The 21,948-nt window shown below is 60.1% G+C and carries 19 protein-coding genes; 9 read left to right on the plus strand and 10 right to left on the minus strand.

Features of this window, described 5'->3' with window-relative positions; genetic code table 11:
* Nucleotides 1-64: 64 nt before the first annotated feature.
* Nucleotides 65-913, plus strand: a complete 849-nt coding sequence (locus ACR0B8_RS10980) for a 2-keto-4-pentenoate hydratase (RefSeq protein WP_226689068.1) — start codon at nucleotides 65-67, stop codon at nucleotides 911-913.
* Here the strand turns inward: ACR0B8_RS10980 and ACR0B8_RS10985 are convergent, their stop codons facing one another.
* From ACR0B8_RS10985 to ACR0B8_RS11000, 4 genes are read right to left on the minus strand one after another with little or no spacing between them, the layout of a single operon-like run.
* The gene (locus tag ACR0B8_RS10985; protein ID WP_226689067.1) at nucleotides 914-2,956 is read right to left on the minus strand and encodes a hypothetical protein; all 2,043 of its coding nucleotides are present in this window, start codon (nucleotides 2,954-2,956) and stop codon (nucleotides 914-916) included.
* The gene (locus ACR0B8_RS10990; RefSeq protein WP_226689066.1) at nucleotides 2,953-5,718 is read right to left on the minus strand and encodes a DUF4159 domain-containing protein; all 2,766 of its coding nucleotides are present in this window, start codon (nucleotides 5,716-5,718) and stop codon (nucleotides 2,953-2,955) included. Before ACR0B8_RS10990 ends, ACR0B8_RS10985 begins: the two co-directional genes overlap by 4 nt.
* Complete coding sequence (locus tag ACR0B8_RS10995) at nucleotides 5,715-6,590, minus strand: DUF58 domain-containing protein (RefSeq protein ID WP_170349704.1); 876 nt, start codon at nucleotides 6,588-6,590, stop codon at nucleotides 5,715-5,717. The genes ACR0B8_RS10990 and ACR0B8_RS10995 overlap by 4 nt, the downstream gene beginning before the upstream one ends.
* Nucleotides 6,587-7,594, minus strand: a complete 1,008-nt coding sequence (locus ACR0B8_RS11000; protein ID WP_170360874.1) for an AAA family ATPase — start codon at nucleotides 7,592-7,594, stop codon at nucleotides 6,587-6,589. Before ACR0B8_RS11000 ends, ACR0B8_RS10995 begins: the two co-directional genes overlap by 4 nt.
* Nucleotides 7,595-7,658: 64 nt before the next feature.
* On the opposite strand from ACR0B8_RS11000, the gene ACR0B8_RS11005 reads away from it, so the two are divergent.
* Nucleotides 7,659-8,237 carry a DUF1285 domain-containing protein gene (locus ACR0B8_RS11005; RefSeq protein WP_170360877.1) on the plus strand — a complete coding sequence of 193 codons (579 nt, stop codon included), beginning with the start codon at nucleotides 7,659-7,661 and terminating at the stop codon, nucleotides 8,235-8,237.
* Here the strand turns inward: ACR0B8_RS11005 and ACR0B8_RS11010 are convergent.
* Nucleotides 8,234-9,169 carry a DMT family transporter gene (locus tag ACR0B8_RS11010; protein WP_170360879.1) on the minus strand — a complete coding sequence of 312 codons (936 nt, stop codon included), beginning with the start codon at nucleotides 9,167-9,169 and terminating at the stop codon, nucleotides 8,234-8,236. The two genes, ACR0B8_RS11005 and ACR0B8_RS11010, sit on opposite strands and share 4 nt — an antisense overlap.
* Nucleotides 9,170-9,350: 181 nt before the next feature.
* Here ACR0B8_RS11010 and ACR0B8_RS11015 point away from each other — a divergent pair, with 181 nt between their 5' ends.
* Together ACR0B8_RS11015 and ACR0B8_RS11020 are read left to right on the plus strand one after the other, a co-directional pair.
* Complete coding sequence (locus ACR0B8_RS11015; protein ID WP_170360880.1) at nucleotides 9,351-10,106, plus strand: hydroxypyruvate isomerase family protein; 756 nt, start codon at nucleotides 9,351-9,353, stop codon at nucleotides 10,104-10,106.
* A gap of 62 nt (nucleotides 10,107-10,168) precedes the next feature.
* Nucleotides 10,169-10,399 carry a DUF2798 domain-containing protein gene (locus ACR0B8_RS11020; RefSeq protein WP_170349700.1) on the plus strand — a complete coding sequence of 77 codons (231 nt, stop codon included), beginning with the start codon at nucleotides 10,169-10,171 and terminating at the stop codon, nucleotides 10,397-10,399.
* Between the two features lie 58 nt (nucleotides 10,400-10,457).
* Here the strand turns inward: ACR0B8_RS11020 and polA are convergent, their stop codons facing one another.
* From polA to ACR0B8_RS11035, 3 genes are all read right to left on the minus strand, one after another.
* Complete coding sequence (gene polA / locus ACR0B8_RS11025; protein WP_480658527.1) at nucleotides 10,458-13,256, minus strand: DNA polymerase I; 2,799 nt, start codon at nucleotides 13,254-13,256, stop codon at nucleotides 10,458-10,460.
* Nucleotides 13,257-13,346: 90 nt separating this feature from the next.
* On the minus strand, nucleotides 13,347-14,009 hold the full coding sequence (locus tag ACR0B8_RS11030) for a YrbL family protein (protein WP_170360885.1): 663 nt from the start codon (nucleotides 14,007-14,009) through the stop codon (nucleotides 13,347-13,349).
* A 34-nt stretch (nucleotides 14,010-14,043) separates the two neighbouring features.
* Nucleotides 14,044-14,223 carry a zinc-finger domain-containing protein gene (locus ACR0B8_RS11035; RefSeq protein WP_170349697.1) on the minus strand — a complete coding sequence of 60 codons (180 nt, stop codon included), beginning with the start codon at nucleotides 14,221-14,223 and terminating at the stop codon, nucleotides 14,044-14,046.
* Nucleotides 14,224-14,310: 87 nt separating this feature from the next.
* Here ACR0B8_RS11035 and ACR0B8_RS11040 point away from each other — a divergent pair, with 87 nt between their 5' ends.
* Nucleotides 14,311-15,303, plus strand: coding sequence for an ABC transporter ATP-binding protein (locus tag ACR0B8_RS11040; RefSeq protein ID WP_170550482.1), 993 nt, complete (start codon nucleotides 14,311-14,313; stop codon nucleotides 15,301-15,303).
* Here ACR0B8_RS11040 and ACR0B8_RS11045 read toward each other — a convergent pair.
* On the minus strand, nucleotides 15,300-15,764 hold the full coding sequence (locus tag ACR0B8_RS11045; RefSeq protein WP_480658525.1) for a DUF1203 domain-containing protein: 465 nt from the start codon (nucleotides 15,762-15,764) through the stop codon (nucleotides 15,300-15,302). The two genes, ACR0B8_RS11040 and ACR0B8_RS11045, sit on opposite strands and share 4 nt — an antisense overlap.
* Before the next feature lie 109 nt (nucleotides 15,765-15,873).
* On the opposite strand from ACR0B8_RS11045, the gene ACR0B8_RS11050 reads away from it, so the two are divergent.
* From ACR0B8_RS11050 to ACR0B8_RS11060, 3 genes are all read left to right on the plus strand, one after another.
* Complete coding sequence (locus ACR0B8_RS11050) at nucleotides 15,874-18,792, plus strand: error-prone DNA polymerase (protein WP_226689065.1); 2,919 nt, start codon at nucleotides 15,874-15,876, stop codon at nucleotides 18,790-18,792.
* Nucleotides 18,793-18,843: 51 nt separating this feature from the next.
* Nucleotides 18,844-19,257: a group III truncated hemoglobin gene (locus ACR0B8_RS11055; RefSeq protein WP_170360890.1), complete on the plus strand. Its 414-nt coding sequence runs from the start codon at nucleotides 18,844-18,846 to the stop codon at nucleotides 19,255-19,257.
* Nucleotides 19,258-19,399: 142 nt separating this feature from the next.
* Nucleotides 19,400-20,335: a DMT family transporter gene (locus tag ACR0B8_RS11060; RefSeq protein ID WP_170360893.1), complete on the plus strand. Its 936-nt coding sequence runs from the start codon at nucleotides 19,400-19,402 to the stop codon at nucleotides 20,333-20,335.
* Between the two features lie 51 nt (nucleotides 20,336-20,386).
* On the opposite strand, the gene ACR0B8_RS11065 is transcribed toward ACR0B8_RS11060, so the two are convergent.
* Nucleotides 20,387-21,499 (minus strand): S-(hydroxymethyl)glutathione dehydrogenase/class III alcohol dehydrogenase, encoded by a 1,113-nt coding sequence (locus ACR0B8_RS11065; RefSeq protein WP_170360895.1) that lies wholly within the window; start codon nucleotides 21,497-21,499, stop codon nucleotides 20,387-20,389.
* Between the two features lie 129 nt (nucleotides 21,500-21,628).
* Between ACR0B8_RS11065 and ACR0B8_RS11070 the strand changes: the two genes are divergently transcribed.
* Nucleotides 21,629-21,919 (plus strand): I78 family peptidase inhibitor, encoded by a 291-nt coding sequence (locus ACR0B8_RS11070; protein WP_170349690.1) that lies wholly within the window; start codon nucleotides 21,629-21,631, stop codon nucleotides 21,917-21,919.
* The last annotated feature ends 29 nt before the right edge of the window (nucleotides 21,920-21,948 follow it).

Raw genomic sequence — 21,948 nt, forward strand, 5'->3', positions numbered from 1 at the left:
TGCTTAAGCCGTTGCCCGAACACGGACCATCGTGCCAGAGTTTTCGAAAACCCGGAGGTCAGCCATGCCGCGAAAAACATCCTTGCCAATACTCTGCGCCGTCACGCTGGGTTCTCATGCGGTGGCGGATTGCGCCACAGAAGCGCAGATTGACCAATATGTGCAGGACTATCTGACCAACACACCGACGACGGCCCTTTCTGCGGATGGCAGCATGGAAGACGCGCTGTGTACACAGGCCAAGATAGTCAGTGTGTTAGAGCCACATTTGGGGCCGATCATCGGCTATAAGGCAGGCCTGACCAGCGCCCCCGCGCAAGAGCGGTTCGGCGCATCTGAACCGGTTCAGGGCGTTCTGTACCGCGATATGATGCTGGACGACGGGGCCACTGTACCCGCCACATGGGGTGCGCGTCCGGTTTTTGAGGCCGATTTGGTGCTGGTTGTCGGCGACGCTGGCATCAATCAGGCGACTGCCCCGGCCGAAGTTCTTGCCCATATCTCAGCCATCCGCCCCTTTATCGAGCTGCCGGATCTTACCCTGGCCGAGGGGGAGCCAATCACGCCGGTTACCCTAACCGCCATTGGCGTTGCCCCGAAACTCGGCGTGTTAGGCTCTGAAATTCCCGTATCCGATCCTACAGCGATGACGCAGGCGTTGCAGGATATGACGGTCACACTCCGCGCCGCGGATGGAGAGGTACTGGCGCAAGCCCCAGGGGCGGCCGTTTTGGGGCACCCGGCAAATGCGGCCCTATGGCTGATGTCGAAAGGTATCGAGTTTCAAGCCGGCGACCTGATTTCGGTCGGGTCTTTCGGCCCGCTTGTGCCGCCTGCAAAGGGCAAGGGCGGGGCATCCGTCACCTATGCGGGCCTGCCCGGTGATCCCACGGTCAGCGTGGTGTTCGAGTAATCAACGTCGCCCTTCGCGCAACCATCCGGCCAGCAAGAAGCCACCGGCCAGCACCAGCACCAGCCAGGGCGGTAAAAGCCCGGCCTGTGTGACATCGCGCGTCTCATAGGCTTCTCGCGGGGTCAGGCCGATCCATCCGCGCCCAGCAGCCGGACGCCCGGCGCGGACATTGCGGATAGACGGCAACCCGTCTTCCAGTCGGATTGTACCCCCGCGCAGTTCGGCCAGTACGGGTTTCAGCACCTCATCAGTGGCGATGGTGCGCTCAAACTCTTTCGGCGCAGCGGGGCCCAGCCCGATCACTGCCATCTGGTCACCTTCCTGAAGACGGTAGAGGCCAATCTCGGGTCCAAAATATGTCGCCTCGAACCGCCCAGGGGAGACCTCATCGAGCGTTATTTCAAGCGTTTCGCCATCGGGGCGGGTGATGGTCACCGGTCCGACCTCATCCTCCAATGTCTGACGGATGATACGCATGACCTGCCCGTTGGCTTCGGCCCATAAGGCTTCTTCCTCAAGCTCGGGTTCTTTCATCATCCAATGGGCCAGACGGCGCAACAGTTCCAATTGCGGCCCGCCGCCCTCAAAACCCCGGCTCCACAACCAGGCATGGTCCGACGCCAAGAGCGCCACGCGCCCTTCGCCCACGCGGTCCAGTACCAGCAGGGGTCGCTCATCCACACCGGTCATCAACAGCTCACCCGTGCGGTGGTTGACGTCGATCTGGCGCAGCCATGCGCCCCAATCCTCGGAATCCCCCAGATCTGTCGTCACCGGGTGGCGATGGCCCAGATTGGTCACCATGGGCACGAAACGTTCTTCGATCACTCGGGCAGTGGGTTGTGCCGGCAGAATCGGCGCCAAAGGTGAACGGAAGATGCTGTCGGCGCTGGCAAAATCCGGCCCCGCCGCAATCAGAACAGCGCCGCCTTCGTTGATATAATTGGTGACATTGTCCAGATAGATCGCGGGCAGGATGCCGCGCCGTTTGTAGCGATCAAAGATGATCAGGTCGAAATCGTTGATCTTTTCCAGAAACAGCTCGCGCGTTGGGAAAGCGATCAAGGACAACTCGTCCACCGGCACGCCATCCTGTTTCTCGGGCGGGCGCAAGATGGTGAAATGCACCAAATCGACCGAGCTGTCGGATTTCAGCAGATTGCGCCAGGTCCGCCCACCCGGATGCGGCTCACCCGACACCAGCAGCACGCGCAACCGGTCACGCACCCCGTTCATCTGGATCAACGCGGTGTTGTTGCGGTCGGTCAATTCGCCCTCGGCCTGAGGCACAGTGAACTGGATGACATTGCGCCCACCATGCGGCAGAGCGATGGGCAATTCGACATCGACGCCGATGGGAATGGTGAATTGTTCCGGCTCGGCCCCATCTACTGATATCTCAAGCGGCGCAGTGGTCGCCCCGGTAGGCGCAGCGCCGCTGTCTTCGACGCGCAAGGTCAGGGTGACAGGTTCGCCGATAATGGCAAAGGCAGGGGCATTGCGGACGATCAGGCGGCGATCCCAGTCGCTTTCACGTCCAGTTTGCAGCAAGTGCATCGGCGCGGGCAGGTCGGGGGCCTGCTCGACATCATGCACCAGACCGTCTGAAACCACCAGAATACCCGCAATCCGTGCGCGCGGCTCTTCGGCCAGTGCGGCGCTCAACGCGGCCATAACCTGCGTGCCTTCGTCGCCGTCTCCGTCGGCGACCTTGATTCGGCGCAGCTCGGTATTGTCACGGGCTTCGATTTCAGCAGCCAAACCCTCGGCCGCCTGCGCGGTTTGGTCGGCGCGATCCGAAAGGGCCTGACTGGCGCTTTCATCCTCGATCATCAGCACGATATCAGTCAGCGGCGCACGGTCTTCGACCTGATAGACCGGACCCGCCAAGGCCGCGATCACCACCAGCGCCGCCAGCCCGCGCAAGGCCCAACCAGACAGGCCGCGCCAAAGGGCCAGCAGAACCCCCGTGACCGCAATCGCGGCGACAATGGCCAGTACTGGCCACGGGATCAGCGGATCAAAGATGACTGTTCCGGTCATTGTCCCAACCTGTCCAAAAGCGCAGGCACGTGTACCTGATCCGATTTGTAATTCCCGGTCAGCACATGCATCACCAGATTGACCCCAAAGCGATTGGCCAGCTCGCGCTGACGTTCCCCGGCATAACCACGCCCGACTGGCAACAGCGCCTGTCCGTTGCGGTCAATTGCCCAAGCCCCGGCCCAGTCATTGCCGCCTATCACCACCGGGGTGACGTTGTCGTTGAGATTGCGAAATGGCATGCCCTCGATCTGCTCGGCATCCACCGGGGCGGCCTCGACCCAGATTTCTGTACCAGCGTAGCGACCCGGAAAATCCTGCAGCAGGTAAAAGGCACGAGTCAGCACATGATCACCCGGAACAGGCTCTAACGCGGGAATATTAAGCGGAGCCGCCAGTTGTTGCAGTTTGCGTCCATTGGGGCTCGAGGCCCCAAATCGCGCGATATCCGCATCACGTGTGTCGAACAGGATCATGCCACCCGATCGCAAATAAGCGTTCAGTTTAACATAGGCCTCAGCCGAAGGCTGCGGCTGATCCGGAGTGATCGGCCAATACAGCAGCGGGAAAAACGCCAGTTCATCGCGCTCAAGATCCACCCCAAAGGGCTCGGCAGGTTCGACCGATGTGCGATAGAACAACGTTTGTGACAAGCCACGCAGGCCAGCACCTGCCACATCGTCAACCTGCGCATTTCCGGTCAGCACATGGGCCAGCACCAGCTCATGCGTGGCATTCAGTGCGAATTCTGTATCCTCGGGCGTCTGCGCCTGCGCCTCGGGCACCAACAGCATTGCGCCCATAGCAACCGCCGCCGCTTTGGCCAGACCAAGGCGGCCAGACAAGGCCAATGAGGCGATCACATCAATCGTCAGCAATAGCAGAGCGAGGCTGAGCAGGATGCCCCCGACAGGTGTCTCAGAGTTCACCTCCTGCCCTTTGATCGGTACATCCGAAGGCCAGATTGCCGGGCTAATTACAGCCTCTTCCGACAGAACATTCAAGGCCAGCTTCTGTTTGCCGCTTTCATAAAGGCCGGGCTGCAAATCGGGGCCGGTTGTGCCCGAGATCAGCTCGACCCCGTCCACGCCAGCCAGATTGCCCGCATCGGACAGGGCGCCAAAGCCGTCCATCACTTGCAACGGCTCCCACGTGGTGCCCTGTAGCTGCGAATCCTGCCGGGATTTCGCCGCTGAGGCCACGGCCAGACGGTCCAACATCTCAACAAACAGCCCCGAAAGCGGCAGGCTAGACCATTCTGCATCCGCCGTCACATGGAACAAAACCACCTGGCCCAAGCCCAGCGCCTTGCGTGTGACCAGGGGCGTGCCGTCGGACAGCGACGCAATCACCCGATCCGCCAAGTTAGGGTCTGGTTGCGCCATGACCTGTGTTGTGACCGTAACATCGCCGGGCACCTGCAAGCCGTAGAAAGGCGAGTTTTCCGGGAAGGGTGCCAGCCCCTTGGCCTCACCCCAGCTCATCGCGCCACCGACCGAGCGACCGCCGCTGCGCAGACGTACAGGCAGCAATACATCTTCGGAATCGCGGCCCAGGTCGCTGGCGGCCATGCGCGGACCGGCAAAGCGCAGCAATAATCCGCCCTGTTCGACCCATTCCACCAATGCCGTCTGTTCCCCGGGCGACAGTTTGGCCACATCGGCCAGAACGATGGCATCAGGATTGGCAGGTAAAACTTCCAGCAACCCTCCATCCACGAAATCCGCAGTGGGGCTCAGGACCTGGGTCAGATAGTGCAGCGGTGAGAGCAGTTCCAACCCTTCACGGTTCAACGTTCCGGCGATCAGGGCGACCTCGCGTCGGCGAAGGCTGTCATCCGTTAGCGTTACCGCACCGGCCGAACGCTGCCCCTGAATCTCGAACCTTGTGATCCGTCCCCGCAATTCGGATGGCAGTGCAAGCTCCACCTGCGCCGTTGTTTCATTTTCTTCGAAAACGGCATCAGCGCTGTGCAGAATGCGCATGACACCCGCCGGGTCGCGGCCCTGAGCCACAAGCGTGACAGCCGTCGCCGGCCCGGGTTCAGATCGTCTTGCAGTCAGTTGAATAACTCCATCCTGATACACTGCCGGAACCATCGCCAGCACCAGGGCGGCAGATTGATACACCGTCACGTCACCGCGCGATTGCAAAGTGTCCAGAATTCGGGCGCTGTTCGGGTAAGCCAGCTTATCGCTGAACCAGAATGTGTCAAAGTCCTCTTCGATCTGATCCAGCACGTCAATTGCCTGCGTGATCTGGGTTTCGCTTGGTTGCCACGGCACCGGAACCATCCCCGGCAACCGCCCTCGCCAGGCCTCTGCCGCCTGAAAGACAGGGGTTTCCGGCTCTGTAAGGCGCAAAATGGATACCGGACGACCCGCGCGTCCGGCCTCAACCAACTGGGCATCAATTTGCTCCAGCGTCGCTGGCCATCCCGTAGCCCCGGCCCAGCTTGCATCCAACACCAAAAGCAACGGGCCGGACCCGGCCTGAATACGTGACGGGTTCAATACCGGTCCGGCTAATCCGATGATGATCGCGGCAACTGCCAACATCCGCAGCAAAAGCAACCACCATGGGGTACGGTCCGAAACGCTTTCCTTGTCCTTCTGTCCCAAAAGCAATGTGACCGCGGGAAACAAGCGGCGGATCGGTGCAGGTGGAACCGCGCGCAGAATCAGCCACAGGATCGGCAGGGCCAGCAGGCTCAGCAATACCCAAGGGGATGTGAAGCTGATCACTGACAGAAATGCCGTCATCGCAAGCTCCCGTCCAAAGCGCGGTACAACCACAGCAGCGCCGCCTGTGCGCTGTCTTCGGTGTGGTGCAGGCCATATTGCCAATTTGTCGCCCGGCACAATTGCTGTAGCGCTTCCTTACGCTCCGCCAGCCGCTCAAGGTACCGGCCACGCAAAGCACCAGCTTTCAGTGTCTCGTGTTTCAGGGTTCGTCCGACACTCTCGAACACGGTGCGGCCGTGATAGGGAAAAGATTCCTCGCTCGGATCCAGAACATGCATCAAAACGCCCCGTACACCACGGTCGGCAGCTTTGGTCAGGGCCAGCTCCACCTCGCTCATCGGGCCCAGAAAGTCCGATATGAACACGGCACGCGCGCGCGGGATCATGGCGCGATGCTCGGGCGAGGCGTAATCGTCCTGCACATCGCCTGACCAGGCCTGCGCCAGTCGGATGATTTGCGCGTTTCCGCGCCGGGGCGGCAGCGTGGTGCCGGTTAGGCCCACGCGCTCTCCACCGCGTACCAGCAGGATCGAGATTGCCAAACCCAGCAAACGGGCCCTGTCACCTTTCGTGGGAAGGTTCTTGTTGGACGCAAACCGCATCGAGGCACCCTGATCCACCCACAGCATCACCGATTGCGCGATTTGCCACTCCCGTTCACGCACAAACTGCTGATCCCCGCGGGCCGAGCGCCTGTGATCGATCATCCGACGGCTGTCACCGATCTGCGCCGGGCGGTATTGCCAGAAATCGTCACCAAGGCCCGAGCGCCTGCGTCCATGATCGCCCAGCAACACGGTTCCGGCCAGATGTTCGGCGCGTGCCAACAGCGGCGGTAGCCGGGATGCCTCGGCCTCGGATCTTTCCCGCAGGGTCAGCGCGGCATTCACGCCGCGGCCTCGGTACGGATTAACCCGGCGGCCGTCGAGTCGATCAGCTCAGCCAGACTATCACCACGCGCGCGCGCCGCGAAGTTCAGCGCCATCCGGTGGCTGAGCACCGGGCGGGCCATGTCCAAGACATCTTCGGCATTTGGCGCCAACCGCCCCTGCAACATCGCGCGGGCCCGCACCGTCATCATCAGCGCCTGCGCCGCACGGGGACCTGGACCCCAGGCAACTGTTTCTGCGACGCGCTCGGACGCACCTGCCTCTTCTGGGCGGAACGCACGAACCAGATCAAGAATCAACTCCACAACCGACTCTCCCACCGGCATGCGACGCAGCAAAACCTGCGCGGCCAGCAGTTCATCTTTGGTGAAAATCTGATGGGCTTCGTCTTCTTCGACCCCTGTGGTTGCAAGCAAAATGTCTCGTTCGGTCTGACGGTCAGGGTATTCAACATCGACCTGAACAAGGAACCGGTCCAGCTGCGCCTCGGGCAGGGGATAGGTGCCTTCCTGTTCAATCGGGTTTTGCGTGGCGAGAACGTGGAACGGCTCGCCCAGCGAGCGATCTTCGCCCGCCACGGTTACGGTGCGTTCCTGCATTGCCTGTAGCAGAGCCGACTGAGTCCGCGGGCTGGCGCGGTTGATCTCATCCGCCATCAGCAACTGACAGAAGATCGGGCCAGAGATGAAGCGGAAGTGGCGGGTGCCGTCATCGGCGGTGTCCAGAACCTCGGACCCCAGAATATCGGCAGGCATTAGATCGGGCGTGAACTGGATACGATTGCCATGCAAGCCCATCACCGTCGACAAGGTTTCAACCAATCGCGTCTTACCCAGCCCCGGCAAGCCGATCAACAAAGCGTGACCGCCGCACAACAGCGCAGTCAGGGTCAGGTCAACGACCCGTTCCTGTCCGATAAAGCGACGGGTGATCGAGGCCTTGGCCTCTTGCAGCTTGTTTTCCAGCGCTTCGATCTCGGACACGAGGTCGGCAGGTTCGCTCATGACTTTCCCTTCCGTGGACTATTATGATTGAAGTGTATCGCGCTGAGAGGAAATGGCAAAAGCAATGAGCGGACAAAAACCTGTGACCCCTTCACCTGATGGTCTGGCAGCATCAGTCAAAGCAACCAAATCCAAGGGTTTGCCGCCTGTTCACCTGTGGAATCCTCCGTTTTCCGGCAATCTGGACATCAAGATCGCAAATGATGGCACCTGGAGTTATTTAGGGTCGCCCATCAACCGGTTCGAGCTTGTGAAGCTTTTTTCCTCAATTCTTAAGAAAGAAGACGGGAAGTATTACCTGGTAACTCCGGTGGAAAAGGTTGGAATCACCGTCGAGGATGCGCCCTTTGTGGCCGTCGATTTCGATGTCGAGGGGGAAGGTGATGGGCAAAGCGTGACTTTTAGCACGCATGTCGGTGACCGCGCTGTGGCGGGGCCGGATCATCCCATCCGCATTGTCATCGACGAGGAAACAGAAGAGCCGTCGCCCTATGTATTGGTGCGCACAAACCTTGAGGCGCGGATTGATCGTAAAAGCTTTTACCGCCTCGTGGACCTTGCCCAGCATCAGGATGGCTGGTTCGGCGTTCGGTCGGGGGGGCGGTTTTTTCCTTTGATTCCGTCCGAGGACCTGCCGGATTAAGCCCGTCGCGGGACCCGGCGATCCTGCGCCAGAACCACAGCCACAGCGACGATGCTCGCGCCCAGCGCGCGGGTCCAATTCCACTCTTCGCCCAATACCAGCATGATCAGCATCACATAGAAGGGCGCGATGTTGATATGAAACGAGGCCAACGCCACGCCCAGCTTGCCCACCGACGCGATGAACAGCACCTGACTCAGCCCCAGCGAAACCAGCGCATAGATGACCAGCATCCCCATCTGCTGCACATCAATCGGTGCCGAGGGCAGGATATCCATGCCAGCCTGACCCGCCGCAAAGAACAGGAATGCAGCCACGATCAGCCCCCCAACCAAGGTAATCGTGCTGCGCCCGGTCTGGCTGAGTTCGGGGAAATCCCGCGCTGTCGCCATGCTGGCCCAACAAAACAGTCCGGTTGACAGGATGGCACAGCCCGCACCCAACCCCAGCTGCGCCGGAGCTACCGCACTGGTGGCAATCAGCCCGCCGACGATCGACACGACCAGACCTACCGCAAAATTCCACCGCAACCGCCGTGTGCCGGTCGCCAGTTCCAACAGCGTCGCGAACAAAGGCGCGCAAGAGGCGATGATGGCCACTGTCACCGGGTCAGTCAGTTTTTGCGCCACAATGATCAGGAACATGCCAGCGCCCAGCGTCCCGCCAACAAACAAAGCATGTCCCCAACGGGCGCGCAATACGCGTGACGGCCCGTCAATCAGCAACCAGACCGGAACCAGAAACGCCACCGCCAATACCAGTCGTGCGGCAAACAGGGCCACCGGAGGCCAGCTTTGCAACAGCACCTCGGCGGCCGGAAATCCCGCCGCCCAAGTCAGCATGGATGCAACCGCCAGACCATTGCCAGACACCGCGGATGTCCGTCCGCCAGACACAGTAAGGGCGTTCCCGCGCACGGGGTCAGGGCTCATTGCCATCGTGTTCAAACCTTCTGTTGGCACGGCGCGCAAAAATGATTCGCCGCGATGCCCCAAAAGTCTCTGATTTGATCCAGGCGATCTGGCCGATTTTCGACAATCTGTCGTTTTTGATCCCCTTCCCCAAAAATCGCCGTCCCGTTAAGGTCCGGCCAACAACTGCCCGAGACCGCCCATGCCCAAATTTGCCGCCAATATCTCACTGCTCTTTGCCGAGCTTCCGTATCTGGAGCGTTTCCAGGCGGCGGCCGACGCCGGATTCAAAGCGGTCGAAATTCTGTTTCCTTATGAACTGGCTGCAAAGGAAACGCGCCGCGCCCTGCTGGCAAATGGACTGGAACTTGTTCTGATCAACGCACCGCCGCCCAATTACACCGGAGGTGAGCCCGGCTATGCCGCAGTTCCGGGCGGCGAGGCGCGGTTTCAATCCGATATCCGCCGTGTCTTGCGCTATGCCGAGTTCCTGCGACCAGGGCTGATCCACATCATGTCGGGTTATGCCACGGGTTCGGACGCGCAGGACTGTTTCGTGCGCAACCTGCAATGGGCCGCCGATTTCGCCCCGCAACAGCAGTTCACGATCGAACCGCTGAATCCGGTTTCCCAGCCCGGGTACTTTCTGAGCGATTACTATCTGGCAATGCAGGTGCTGGACCGTGTGAACCGCCCCAATGTCGGCCTGCAATATGACAGCTTTCATGCTCATATGATCCACGATGACGCGGAAACTGTCTGGAATAGCTTTCACCCGCGGATCGTTCACGCCCAGATCGGCGCCGCCCCCGACCGCTGTGAACCGGGGCGCGGACCGACAGATTTCCAACGTCTGTTCGCAGCGATGGACGCAACGGGTTATTCCGGCTGGGTCAGCGCCGAATATATTGCCTCCACGTCACGAACAACGGACAGCCTTGACTGGATGCGGGGCTAGCTCTGGCGTTTTGACGGAAAATACAGCACATCAGGGGAAACAAGACCATCAGGATGCCCGCAATGATCCCCGCCCGCTTTTCCCGCGCCTTGTTCAGCCTGATCATGTCGGGCCTCATGTCCTGCCTGGTGACCGGGATCGCGACGGTAAAAGCCATCGGGTTTGGCCCCAACACCGTCAGCGACTGGATAGCGTCCTGGGCCTTTTGCTGGCCCATCGCCTTCACCGTCATCCTGCTGCTTGGCCCATCCGTGCAACGGTTGGTCAACCGCCTGGTCAGGCCACAGGACTGACCCGCTGTGAAGAGGGCCCGCCGGGCCTGATGAACTGCGCCGCCTTTGTTTTTAGCAGCTAGTGCGCCTCGGCCCAGTTGGCCCCTTGCCCCGCGTCCACGCTCAGCTTCACGTCCAACTTTACCGCCGGATCCGAGGCGCCTTCCATCACGTCGCGCGCCACGTCGACCACCTGATCCAGCGCGTCCTCAGCCACTTCGAACAGCAATTCGTCATGCACCTGCAACAGCATCTTTGCGGGTAACCCATTGATCGCATCCGGCATTCGAACCATTGCGCGCCGGATCACATCCGCTGCTGTGCCCTGAATTGGCGCATTGATCGCCGCCCGGCGTGAAAATCCTGCATGCGGTCCCTTGGCGTTGATCTCGGGCGTATGGATTTTGCGCCCAAACAGCGTCTGCACGTAACCGTGTTCTTTGGCAAAGGCGACGGTGTCGTCCATGTAGCGGCGAATACCGGGGAAGCGTTCGAAATACCGGTCGATGAACCCCTGCGCTTCGGCCCGCGGGATGCGCAGGTTGCGCGCCAGTCCAAAACCCGAGATGCCATAGATCACACCAAAGTTGATCGCCTTGGCCTGACGGCGGATATCCGGCGTCATCTCGTCCAGCGGCACATCAAACATCTCGGACGCGGTCATGGCGTGAATGTCCAAACCATCTGAAAACGCTTGTTTCAGAGCCGAAATATCGGCGATATGCGCCAGAATCCGCAATTCGATCTGGCTATAGTCGAGACTGACCAGCACATTGCCCGGCTCGGCAATGAATGCCTCGCGAATACGGCGGCCCTCTTCCGTGCGCACCGGGATGTTTTGCAGGTTGGGATCGGTCGAGGCCAAACGCCCCGTGTTCGCCCCAGTGATCGAATAAGATGTATGCACCCGGCCCGTATCCGGATTGATATGGGTCTGCAGCGCGTCGGTGTAGGTCGATTTCAGTTTGGACAGCTGCCGCCAATCCAGCACCCGGCGTGGCAATTCATGCTCGGTCGCCAGATCTTCGAGAATGTCAGCCCCGGTCGAATACTTGCCGGTCTTACCCTTTTTGCCGCCTTCCAGACCCATCTTGTCGAACAGGATCTCACCCAGCTGCGCGGGTGAGCCGACGTTGAAGTTCTCACCCGCCAGCTCATGGATTTCAGCCTCTAATCCCGCCATTTTCTGCGCAAACGCGTTCGACATGCGGCTCAGGACGTCGCGGTCGACCTTAATGCCGTGCATCTCCATCTCTGCCAAAACCGGCACGAGAGGGCGTTCGAGCGTCTCATATACTGTGGTCACCTGTACCTGATGCAGTTGCGGCTTGAACAGTTTCCACAGGCGCAGAGTGATATCCGCATCCTCGGCGGCGTAAGCCGTAGCTTCATCAATCGGAACCTTGTCGAAGGTGATCGCCGACTTGCCCGAGCCCAGCAATGGTTTGATCGGGATCGGCGTGTGGTTCAGATACCGTTCGGACAGGGTATCCATACCATGTCCGTGCTCGCCCCCATGCATCGCATAGGACATCAACATGGTGTCATCGATCGGCGCCACGTCGACGCCATACCGTTTGAATATCTTGGCATCGTATTTCATGTTCTGGCCGATTTTCAGGATCGATGGATCCTCAAACATCGGTTTCAGCAGGGTCAGAGCCTCATCCAGCGGCATTTGCCCATCGGCCAGCGCATCCGATCCGAACAGATCATCCGTTGCGCTTTCGCGATGAATCAGCGGCACATAGCAAGCTTCACCCGCCTCAACACTCAGTGAGATACCAACAAGCTCAGCGATCATCTCATTCAGACCGGTGGTTTCGGTGTCCACCGCGACCCAGCCACGCTCATACGCCTGATCAATCCACTTTTGCAGCGCCCCGGCATCGCGTACGCATTCGTATTTCGACGCATCAAAGGGGACGGCCTCAGCCTCGGCCTCTTCGACCGCAGGTGCGGGCGCATCAGCGATTACCGGGGCCTCGGCCCCCAACTTGTCGGCGATGCGCTTGGTCAGGGTGCGAAACTCCATCTCGGCCAAAAAGCCCAGCAAAGTGTCCGGTTCGGGGTCTTTCACCTCCAGATCGTCCAGGGTGAAGTCCAGCGGAGTATTCTCATCCAACTGCACCAGCTTTTTCGACAGCTCAATCTGATCACGCTTTTCAATCAGCGTCTGGCGGCGCTTGGGCTGTTTGATCTCTTCAGCGCGATCCAGCAGGGTTTCCAGATCGCCATATTCGTTGATCAGCAGCGCCGCAGTCTTAATCCCGATCCCCGGCGCACCCGGCACGTTATCGACGCTGTCACCTGCCAGCGCCTGCACGTCAACCACCCGTTCCGGCCCAACCCCGAACTTTTCGAACACCCCATCGCGGTCGATGCGCTTGTTCTTCATCGCGTCCAGCATTTCCACGCCGCCGCCGACCAACTGCATCAGATCCTTGTCCGAGCTAACGATTGTCACCCGTCCGCCGGCATCGCGCGCCTGCATGGCGAGGGTTGCGATGATGTCGTCGGCTTCATAGCCCTCCAACTCTTTGCAAGCGATGTTGAACGCCTGCGTCGCCTCGCGCGTCAGCGGCATCTGCGGGCGCAGATCTTCGGGCATCGCCTCGCGGTTGGCCTTGTACTGGTCATACAGGTCATTGCGGAAGGTGTGCGATCCCTTGTCGAAAATCACGGCCACATGGGTCGGCGCGTCCGGCCCGGCGTTTCCTTCGACATATTTCTGCAGCATGTTGCAGAACCCGGACACAGCGCCAATCGGCAACCCGTCGGATTTCCGCATCAGTGGGGGCAGCGCGTGATAGGCCCGAAAAATAAAAGCTGATCCGTCGATCAGATGCAGGTGACATCCTTTTCCGAAATTGCTCATGTACGCGCTCCGTTCTGGTTGGGAACGGTTCTGCCACAGGGCCGTGCAGGTGACCAGCGCAGAAGACAAACAAACTGCGGATCCGCTTGCTTAGCCGAGGTTGAATACCCTGCGCGCCTTATCCCAGACCAGCCCTGTACGATCTGCGATTTGCTGCATCTGCTTGTTTAGGGACCGATCATTCAAACGACGGCTCAGTGACCGCAAGGGAACAAGGTTACGCTCACCATACCCATCGATCAGAAGAAACATCCGGGTCTGACCGCGCAACCCGTAGACGATGTTTTCCGCGTGGATGTCACGGCCCACAATCTGCAGTTCGAACAACTTTTCCACAAAACGGTTGAGGTCACTCAGCATCTGATCGCTCAGCCCCTGCTGTCGGCACATCGACAAAAGATGGTTCGCAAGCTGGCCATCGCTGGATTGAATCCGTTCAACCACAACCCCCGGCCCGACATCTGTCTGCACAACGCCGAACGACCGTGCCAATGGCAGCTGCGCGATTTCCTCACCGCTTTTCAGCGCGGCTTTCATCTCACATTCGATCTCTTTCAAGGCGTTGCGAAAGGCGGTGTCCGGCAAAATCCGCCGCACCAACCGTTTAGAGAACGAGCGGTTCCGGCGTGTACGGGGCCGTGTCACCTTGATCAAAAGCGCGGGCTGATCCGGGTAGGCATACACATTTCTGTGGCCGCCTTTTGCCAGTGGCTCCTGATCCGATAGCCGCAAAAGCTGCACTGCATATGGCATCCGGCCTCCGTTTCGCGCGGCACCTGCCACTCTGTCAGCTTTGTGCCTGGCTGCCGGACAGCACAAATTTGCAATCACAGTACGGACACTCGACCCAACCGATATCCTCGGGGATTTGCAGCCAGACGCGCGGATGGCCCAATGCGCCTTCGCCGCCGTCACAGGCGACACGGGCGGTTTCGACGATCTTGGTTTCCGGCGCTTCGATTGTCACGGCTGGCGATCCTTCTTCGGTTGTCGGCCTCGCGGGCATGCATTAGGTGCGTTTATGAGCGATGAGCAAACCGGGGGCAAGGGTCACATGGCCGATGCGGCAATCAGGATCGAAGGGCTGCGCAAAACCTATCGTGGCGGCAAGGGCCAGCCCGAAAAGAGCGCATTGAAAGGCATCGACCTGACCGTTCCACGAGGGTCAGTCTTTGGCCTGCTGGGGCCGAACGGGGCCGGAAAATCGACCCTGATCAACATCCTGGCCGGGCTGGTGGTGAAAACCTCGGGCCATGTATCGATCTGGGGCTACGATCAGGACCAGAGCCCGCGCCAGTCCCGTGCTTCCATTGGCGTGATGCCGCAGGAACTGAACCTCGACCCGTTTTTCACCCCGCGCGGTGCGCTTGAGGTACAGGCTGGCCTTTACGGCGTGCCCAAAGCACAGCGCCGCAGCGATGAGATTCTGGAGCTTGTTGGCCTCAGCGACAAGGCCGAGGCCTATGCGCGAACCCTCTCGGGCGGGATGCGGCGGCGGCTGCTGTTGGCCAAGGCGCTGGTGCATCATCCTAAGATCCTTGTGCTGGATGAACCGACGGCGGGCGTGGATATCGAACTGCGTCAGATGCTGTGGGCCAATGTGCGCAAGCTGAATGAACAGGGCATGACCATCATCCTGACCACGCATTATCTGGAAGAAGCACAGGAAATGTGTGACGAGATCGCCATCATCAACCACGGCGAAATGATCGCGCAGGACAGCACCGCCAACCTGCTGGGCCGGGTGGACAGTCGCACCATGGTGATTGCTCCGGATAGCCCGGTGACCGATTTGCCGACGACCGAAGGCGTCGAAGCCGCTTTGCGAGACGATGGCACCTTGGTATTGAGCTATCGCAGCGCCCAGACCAGTGCCGAACAGGTTCTGGAATCCGTACGCTCTGCCGGCATCCGCATCCGCGATGTTCGTACCGAAGAAGCGGATCTCGAGGATGTCTTCCTCGCCCTTACCTCATCCCGCGCGAATGAAACCCCGGCGGACGATCAGGATCAGCCGCGCCGGGGCCTGCACCGGGTCAAGCTTTAGACCCGGTCGATTCGAGCCTGGTAGCAATTGTTTCGCGCGGATCGGACGTGGATATAGCTCACATCGGGGCGGGCAAAGATATCCCTGACGGCAGTGGCAATCTGGTCTGTGGGTGTGATCGCTCCGGTGCCATAGACGATCCGGTCATCGGTTCCGTAGCCCTTGATCAGATAGTCGGGTGACGTGGTCAGAATTTCAGGCAGCCCTTTCCCTTCGTACCGCTCACACTGTGCAGCGCATAGAAATATCGGACCCGTTTCCGCGTAAGGATGTGTCTTTAGAAAAGGCCGGTGCGCCAATATCAACATCTCTTCGCCCTCAGGAATATTCTGCAGGCAATGGCGGCATGGATTGCCTGTGCCTGTGGATGTCGCGCGCTCTGGCGTGGCACCATAAGCATCCGGGTGACCAGCCTGAAGGGCGCGCACTTCGTCGGTTGCCAATGCGGTGATCTTGAACATTTTGCGTCTCCTTTTGCCCAATCATGCCCACCCGGAAAATCCCAATCGACCCGTTTCCTGCGCAAAGGACTCGAAAAAGAACAAAACATGAATATAATATGGAATCGCCATGTATGCCGAACTGTCGATCACGTCGAATTTTACCTTTCTCACCGGGGCTTCACATCCCGAGGAATACATGGAGCGTGCCGTCACCCTTGGCCTACCGGCCATCGCGATTGCCGATGACAACTCGGTCGCCGGAATCGTCCGTGCCCATACCCAAGCGCGCGAAATCGCCCGCAAGGTACGTGAACGGCTGGAGTGGGGAGTGCAGAACACCTCTATCGGCCCACCTTGCCCCGATCACATCCCCAAACCGCCCTCTTACCCCATCCACGCGGTGCCGCGCCTGATCCCAGCGGCGCGGCTGATCTTTACCGACGCGCCCACCGTCACCGCCCTACCCCTGAACCGGCAGGGCTGGGCCAACCTGTGCCGTATCCTGTCCAAAGGCCGCCTGCGCGCCGAAAAGGGCGACTGCATTCTACAACTGTCCGACCTGCTGGAGTTTTCCGACGGTCTCCACCTGCTGCTCTGGCCACAGGCGACACCGTCTCCGGGCGGCGCGAACGGATGGCGGACACAGGCGCAACAGCTGACGCGCCGCTTTGTCGGACGGATGCATCTGTTGATGCACCCCCGGTATGATGGCGCAGATACTGCTTATTTCTCTTTATTAGAGACTGAATCGAAGCAACTCGGCATTCCCACCCTAGCCAGTGGCACACCGCTGATGCATCACGGCACCCGTCGCAAGCTGGCCGATGTAGTGACCGCTATCCGACTACGCCGCAAAGTCGATGAGCTCGGTCGCGAGGCGCTGGCCAACGGGGAACAGCGCCTGCGGTCTGAGGCCGAGATGCTGCGGATATTCAAAGGCCACGAAGGCGCGGTCACCCGCGCCCATCAACTCAGCGAACAGCTAACCTTTTCTCTGCACGAGCTGCGCTATGAATATCCCAGCGAAGGTAGCGAACAGGAAACCCCGACCCAACGCCTGCACCGCCTGGCGCATGAGGGTTTAAAATGGCGCTATCCGGCGGGCGCGTCGGAAAAGGCGCAAAAGATGCTGGCGCATGAACTGACCCTGATCGGCAAGCTGAAATACGAACCCTACTTCCTGACCGTCCGCGACATCGTCCATTTCGCCCGCTCGCGCGGTATCCTGTGCCAGGGGCGGGGCTCGGCGGCCAACTCGGTGGTCTGCTTCTGCCTTGGCATCACCGAAGTCAGCCCCGAGATGGGCACCATGGTCTTTGAACGCTTCGTGTCCGAGGCCCGCGATGAGCCCCCCGATATCGACGTCGATTTCGAACATGAACGGCGTGAAGAGGTGATCCAGCACATCTACGACCGCTATGGCCGCCACCGTGCGGGTCTCTGCGCCACCGTGATCCACTATCGCGGCAAACGCGCCATTCGTGAGGTCGGGCGGGCGATGGGCCTGACCGAAGACACCATTTCAGCCTTATCCTCACAACTCTGGGGCTTTTTCTCTGCCGCCGGGCTCGAGGCTGAACGCATGCGCGAAATCGGTCTCGACCCCGAGGATCGCCGCCTAAAACAGACTCTAATGCTGGTCTATGAGATCAACGGTTTCCCCCGCCACCTTTCGCAACATGTCGGCGGTTTCATTATCACCGAGGGGCGTTTGGACGAGCTGGTCCCCATCGAAAACGCCACGATGGAGGACCGCACGGTCATCTGCTGGGATAAGGATGACATCGACTCTCTGGGTATCCTCAAGGTCGATGTCCTCAGCCTCGGAATGCTCACCTGCATACGCAAGGCGTTCGACCTGATCGGCCAACACCACCAGACCAGCTATACGCTGGCCACCCTGCCGCCCGAGGACCCAATGGTTTATGACATGCTGTGCAAGGCAGACAGTATCGGCGTGTTTCAGGTAGAATCACGTGCGCAGATGAACTTTCTGCCCCGGATGCGACCACGCAATTTCTATGATCTGGTGATCGAGGTTGCCATCATCCGCCCCGGCCCCATCCAAGGCGACATGGTCCACCCCTATATCCGCCGCCGCAACGGAGAAGAGGAGGTCAGCTTTCCCTCGGACGCGTTGGGCGAGGTGCTGGGAAAAACGCTGGGCGTTCCGTTGTTTCAGGAACAGGCAATGCAGATCGCCATTGTCGGTGCCGGGTTTACCCCGGAACAGGCCGACCGCCTGCGCCGGTCGCTGGCGACCTTCAAGAAACACGGCAATGTCAGCGAATTCCGCGCGCTGTTTTTGCGCGGCATGAAGCGCAACGGCTATGATGACGAATTCGCCGAGCGCTGTTTCTCACAGATCGAAGGCTTTGGGTCCTATGGCTTCCCCGAAAGCCACGCCGCCAGTTTTGCGCTGCTGGTCTACGCCTCGGCCTGGATCAAATGCCATCACCCGGGCATCTTCGCCTGCGCGCTGCTGAACTCGCAACCGATGGGCTTCTATGCGCCTGCCCAGATCGTGCGGGATGCACGCGAACATGGGGTTCAGGTGCGCCCGGTCTGCATCAATGCCAGTTTCTGGGACAATGTGATGGAACCCGACGGTCATGGTGGGCTGGCCCTGCGGCTGGGGTTTCGCCAGATCAAAGGCCTCAGCGAGGAAGACGCCAGTTGGCTGACCGCCGCGCGCGGCAACGGCTACACCCAGGTCGACGATGTTTGGCGCCGCGCCGGGCTGGGGCCGTCGGTGATCGAACGGCTGGCCGAGGCTGATGCCTTCTCCGCTTGCGACCTGACCCGGCGCGAGGCGCTGTGGCAGGCCAAGGCGATTGCCACTGCCAAACCGCTGCCGCTGTTCTCGCGGGATCTGGAAGGCGAGGCGCTGGACGAGCCCGAAGCCTATCTGCCCCAGATGACGCTGGGCGAACAGGTGGTTGAGGATTATGTGGCCACCCGTCTCAGCCTCAAGGCGCATCCGGTGGCCCTGCTGCGGCATATTCTGACGCCAGAGACGCGCGACAAAACCACCCCTGTAGCGTAACCCCTGAACCGGCTATTGACCGCGAACAAAATCGAAACCCCGAGATCACGCATGTCCAGACCAACACTGCCCCCGCGATTCCCCGCAACGCCCGAACAAATCAACGCGCAGGTCAGCGCCTTCTATGCTCGCGTTCGGGAAGACAATGTGCTGGGGCCAATCTTCAACCGACATGTCGATGACTGGCCCGCGCATGAGGAAAAAATTGCCGCCTTCTGGCGCAACGCCATCCTGTTCGAGCGTAGCTATGACGGCAATCCACAGCGGGTTCATATCGAGCGGCCTGATGTAAAACCCGAATTCTTCGCCCATTGGCTGGATCTGTTCGAAGAGGTCGCCACCCGGATGCTGCCACCGGAAACCGCCATTCCCTGGGTCGCCTTGGCGCGTCGTATCGGTGTGGGGATGAAAGCGGGTGTTCAGTCTGCCCGTCAGCCTAAGGACGCGCCGCCGATCCTGCGATGATCGGATATCATACCGGCTTTGACATGTTAGCGGTAAAATAGGGGCTATCAGACTCTGCAAAATGGGTTTATGCAGCGCGAATAGACAGCCCGAGATCACTCCGTGCCGTCCTAAACACCGCACATCACCCGAGGCCAGACTCATGAGCACTCAAAACACCACCCTCCGGGGTCTTGGCTATGCGTTTGCAGGCTTTGCAGTTTTTGCGAGTCATGACGCACTGATCAAAGTGCTGGGCGGGACCTATTCGGTGATGCAGATCATCTTTTTCGCCACGCTGTTTTCCTTCGTGCCGATGGCGGTGACAATCCTGACCGACCGGACAACCGGGAACTTCCTGCCCCATCACCCTTGGCTGGTACTGCTTCGCTCGGCCTTGATGGTTTCGTCCATGGTCTGTGCTTTCTATTCCTTTTCGGTTCTGCCGCTGGCCGAGGTCTATTCGCTGCTGTTTTCCTTTCCGCTGATCGTCACCGTCCTGTCGATTCCGATATTGGGAGAGGTCGTCCGCGCCCAACGCTGGGCTGCTGTCGGCGTCGGCCTGATCGGCGTGCTGATCGTCCTGCGTCCTGGCGCGACCGATATCACATTGGGCCACCTCGCCGCCCTGACGGCCGCGTTCTGCAGCGCCTTTGCATCCGTTCTGGTGCGCAAGATCGGGAATGAGGAACGCTCGGCCGTATTGATCTTATACCCGATGCTGCTGGCCATTGTGGCGATGAGCCTTGCCCAACCCGCCGTGTATCTGCCGCCCTCGCTGCTGCATCTGGCAATGATGGCGCTGGTCGGCGTGTTCTCGGTCATCGCCCAGCACCTGATCATCCTTGCCTACCGCGCCGCGCCCGCCGGTGTCATTGCGCCCAGCCAATACAGCCAGATCATCTGGGCCACGCTGTTTGGTATGATCTTCTTCGGCGAAAAACCCGACGCTTGGGTCGCCGTCGGAGCCAGCATCATCATTGCATCCGGCGTGTTTGTGGTTTGGCGTGAGAGCCGGGCAAATGCATCCGCCAACACTCCGGTTCTGCGGGTGCGATCACCGCGGTCGGATACGGGTGCGTCGCGTCCGGGTGAATGAATACGGCGCGCCAATCAGCGCGCCGCAGGCAAATTTCTCGGAGCTAGAGGCTTAGTAAACCACAACCGAGCGGATGCTTTCGCCCTTATGCATCAGGTCAAACCCGTGGTTGATGTCGTCCAGGCCCATGGTGTGGGTGATCATCGGGTCAATCTCGATCTTCCCGTCCATGTACCAATCAACGATCTTGGGTACATCGGTCCGGCCCCGCGCGCCGCCAAAGGCGGTGCCACGCCACGACCGGCCTGTGACCAGCTGGAAGGGGCGGGTCGAGATCTCGGCCCCGGCAGGTGCCACGCCGATGATGATCGATTCTCCCCAGCCCTTATGCGCCGATTCCAGCGCCGCGCGCATTACGCCGACATTGCCGGTGGCGTCAAAAGTATAGTCCGCGCCGCCCTTGGTCAGGTTGACCAGATAGGGGACCAGATCGCCCTCAACTTCGGACGGGTTGACGAAATCGGTCATGCCAAATTTCGTGGCCATTTCCACCTTAGACGGGTTCAGGTCAACGCCGACGATCTGATCCGCTCCGGCCAGGCGCAGGCCCTGGATCACATTCAGGCCGATACCGCCCAGACCGAACACGATGGCGCGGCTGCCAATCTCGACCTTGGCGGTGTTGATCACCGCGCCAATACCGGTCGTCACGCCGCAGCCGATGTAACAGATCTTGTCGAACGGAGCGTCCTCACGCACCTTGGCCAGCGCAATCTCGGGCAGGACCGTGTGGTTAGCGAAGGTCGAGCAACCCATGTAGTGCAGGATCGGATCGCCATCCAGCGTCGAAAAGCGCGAGGTGCCATCGGGCATGAGGCCCTTACCTTGGGTTTCGCGGATCGCCTGACACAGGTTAGTCTTGGGGTGCAGACAGTATTCGCATTCGCGACATTCCGGGGTGTAGAGCGGGATTACGTGATCGCCCGGCTTCAGGCTGGTCACTCCCGGGCCGACCTCGACCACCACGCCCGCGCCTTCGTGGCCCAGAATGGCGGGGAACAGCCCTTCGGGGTCAGCACCCGACAGGGTGAATTCATCGGTGTGGCAAATGCCGGTGGCCTTGATTTCCACCAGAACCTCGCCCGCTTTGGGGCCTTCGAGGTTTACTTCCATCACTTCCAAGGGTTTGCCGGCCTGAACGGCGACGGCGGCACGGGTACGCATATCGTTGTCTCCCTGTCTTCTTTGCCCCGACCCTGCGTCAATCGCAGAGGGTTTTCAACTGCGCTTTGGTGACAGATCGGCTAATGATTTGATATTGCAGAAACGACATTGCCGCAAAGAGGAACGCCAATGCGCCGATTTATTCCGATTTTGATCTTGCTGGCCGCTTGCGCCGAAACGCCACCCGCACCGGAAGACGCCCGCCTTGCACCCGAAGCCGCACCGGTCGATCTGGCCTTTTGCGAGGGTGAACCCTTTGGCGATTCCATTGGTCAGCCGGTTTCGACCATTCAGGGCCAGCTGCCTGAACGCGCGCGTGTGTTAGGGCCGGATGATTTGGCCACGCAGGATTACCGCATCGACCGGTTGAACGTGTTCGTCAATGACGCCGGGATCATTCAGCGTCTGACCTGCGGGTAGGCGTGGACTCGGGGCATGATTCTACGGTA

This window comes from Ruegeria sp. BH6, from assembly GCF_056538105.1.

What these genes read in the sequence shown, in the direction of transcription:
- ACR0B8_RS11010 (WP_170360879.1), bottom strand. Translation starts at nt 9,169, where the DNA reads ATGAGCCCTGACCCCGTGCGCGGGAACGCCCTTACTGTGTCTGGCGGA.
- ACR0B8_RS11050 (WP_226689065.1), top strand. Translation starts at nt 15,874, where the DNA reads ATGTATGCCGAACTGTCGATCACGTCGAATTTTACCTTTCTCACCGGG.
- ACR0B8_RS10985 (WP_226689067.1), bottom strand. Translation starts at nt 2,956, where the DNA reads ATGACCGGAACAGTCATCTTTGATCCGCTGATCCCGTGGCCAGTACTG.
- ACR0B8_RS11030 (WP_170360885.1), bottom strand. Translation starts at nt 14,009, where the DNA reads ATGCCATATGCAGTGCAGCTTTTGCGGCTATCGGATCAGGAGCCACTG.
- ACR0B8_RS11005 (WP_170360877.1), top strand. Translation starts at nt 7,659, where the DNA reads ATGAGCGGACAAAAACCTGTGACCCCTTCACCTGATGGTCTGGCAGCA.
- ACR0B8_RS11065 (WP_170360895.1), bottom strand. Translation starts at nt 21,499, where the DNA reads ATGCGTACCCGTGCCGCCGTCGCCGTTCAGGCCGGCAAACCCTTGGAA.
- ACR0B8_RS11055 (WP_170360890.1), top strand. Translation starts at nt 18,844, where the DNA reads ATGTCCAGACCAACACTGCCCCCGCGATTCCCCGCAACGCCCGAACAA.
- ACR0B8_RS11060 (WP_170360893.1), top strand. Translation starts at nt 19,400, where the DNA reads ATGAGCACTCAAAACACCACCCTCCGGGGTCTTGGCTATGCGTTTGCA.
- polA (WP_480658527.1), bottom strand. Translation starts at nt 13,256, where the DNA reads ATGAGCAATTTCGGAAAAGGATGTCACCTGCATCTGATCGACGGATCA.
- ACR0B8_RS11040 (WP_170550482.1), top strand. Translation starts at nt 14,311, where the DNA reads ATGGCCGATGCGGCAATCAGGATCGAAGGGCTGCGCAAAACCTATCGT.
- ACR0B8_RS11015 (WP_170360880.1), top strand. Translation starts at nt 9,351, where the DNA reads ATGCCCAAATTTGCCGCCAATATCTCACTGCTCTTTGCCGAGCTTCCG.
- ACR0B8_RS11045 (WP_480658525.1), bottom strand. Translation starts at nt 15,764, where the DNA reads ATGTTCAAGATCACCGCATTGGCAACCGACGAAGTGCGCGCCCTTCAG.
- ACR0B8_RS11070 (WP_170349690.1), top strand. Translation starts at nt 21,629, where the DNA reads ATGCGCCGATTTATTCCGATTTTGATCTTGCTGGCCGCTTGCGCCGAA.
- ACR0B8_RS11000 (WP_170360874.1), bottom strand. Translation starts at nt 7,594, where the DNA reads ATGAGCGAACCTGCCGACCTCGTGTCCGAGATCGAAGCGCTGGAAAAC.
- ACR0B8_RS10990 (WP_226689066.1), bottom strand. Translation starts at nt 5,718, where the DNA reads ATGACGGCATTTCTGTCAGTGATCAGCTTCACATCCCCTTGGGTATTG.
- ACR0B8_RS11020 (WP_170349700.1), top strand. Translation starts at nt 10,169, where the DNA reads ATGATCCCCGCCCGCTTTTCCCGCGCCTTGTTCAGCCTGATCATGTCG.
- ACR0B8_RS10980 (WP_226689068.1), top strand. Translation starts at nt 65, where the DNA reads ATGCCGCGAAAAACATCCTTGCCAATACTCTGCGCCGTCACGCTGGGT.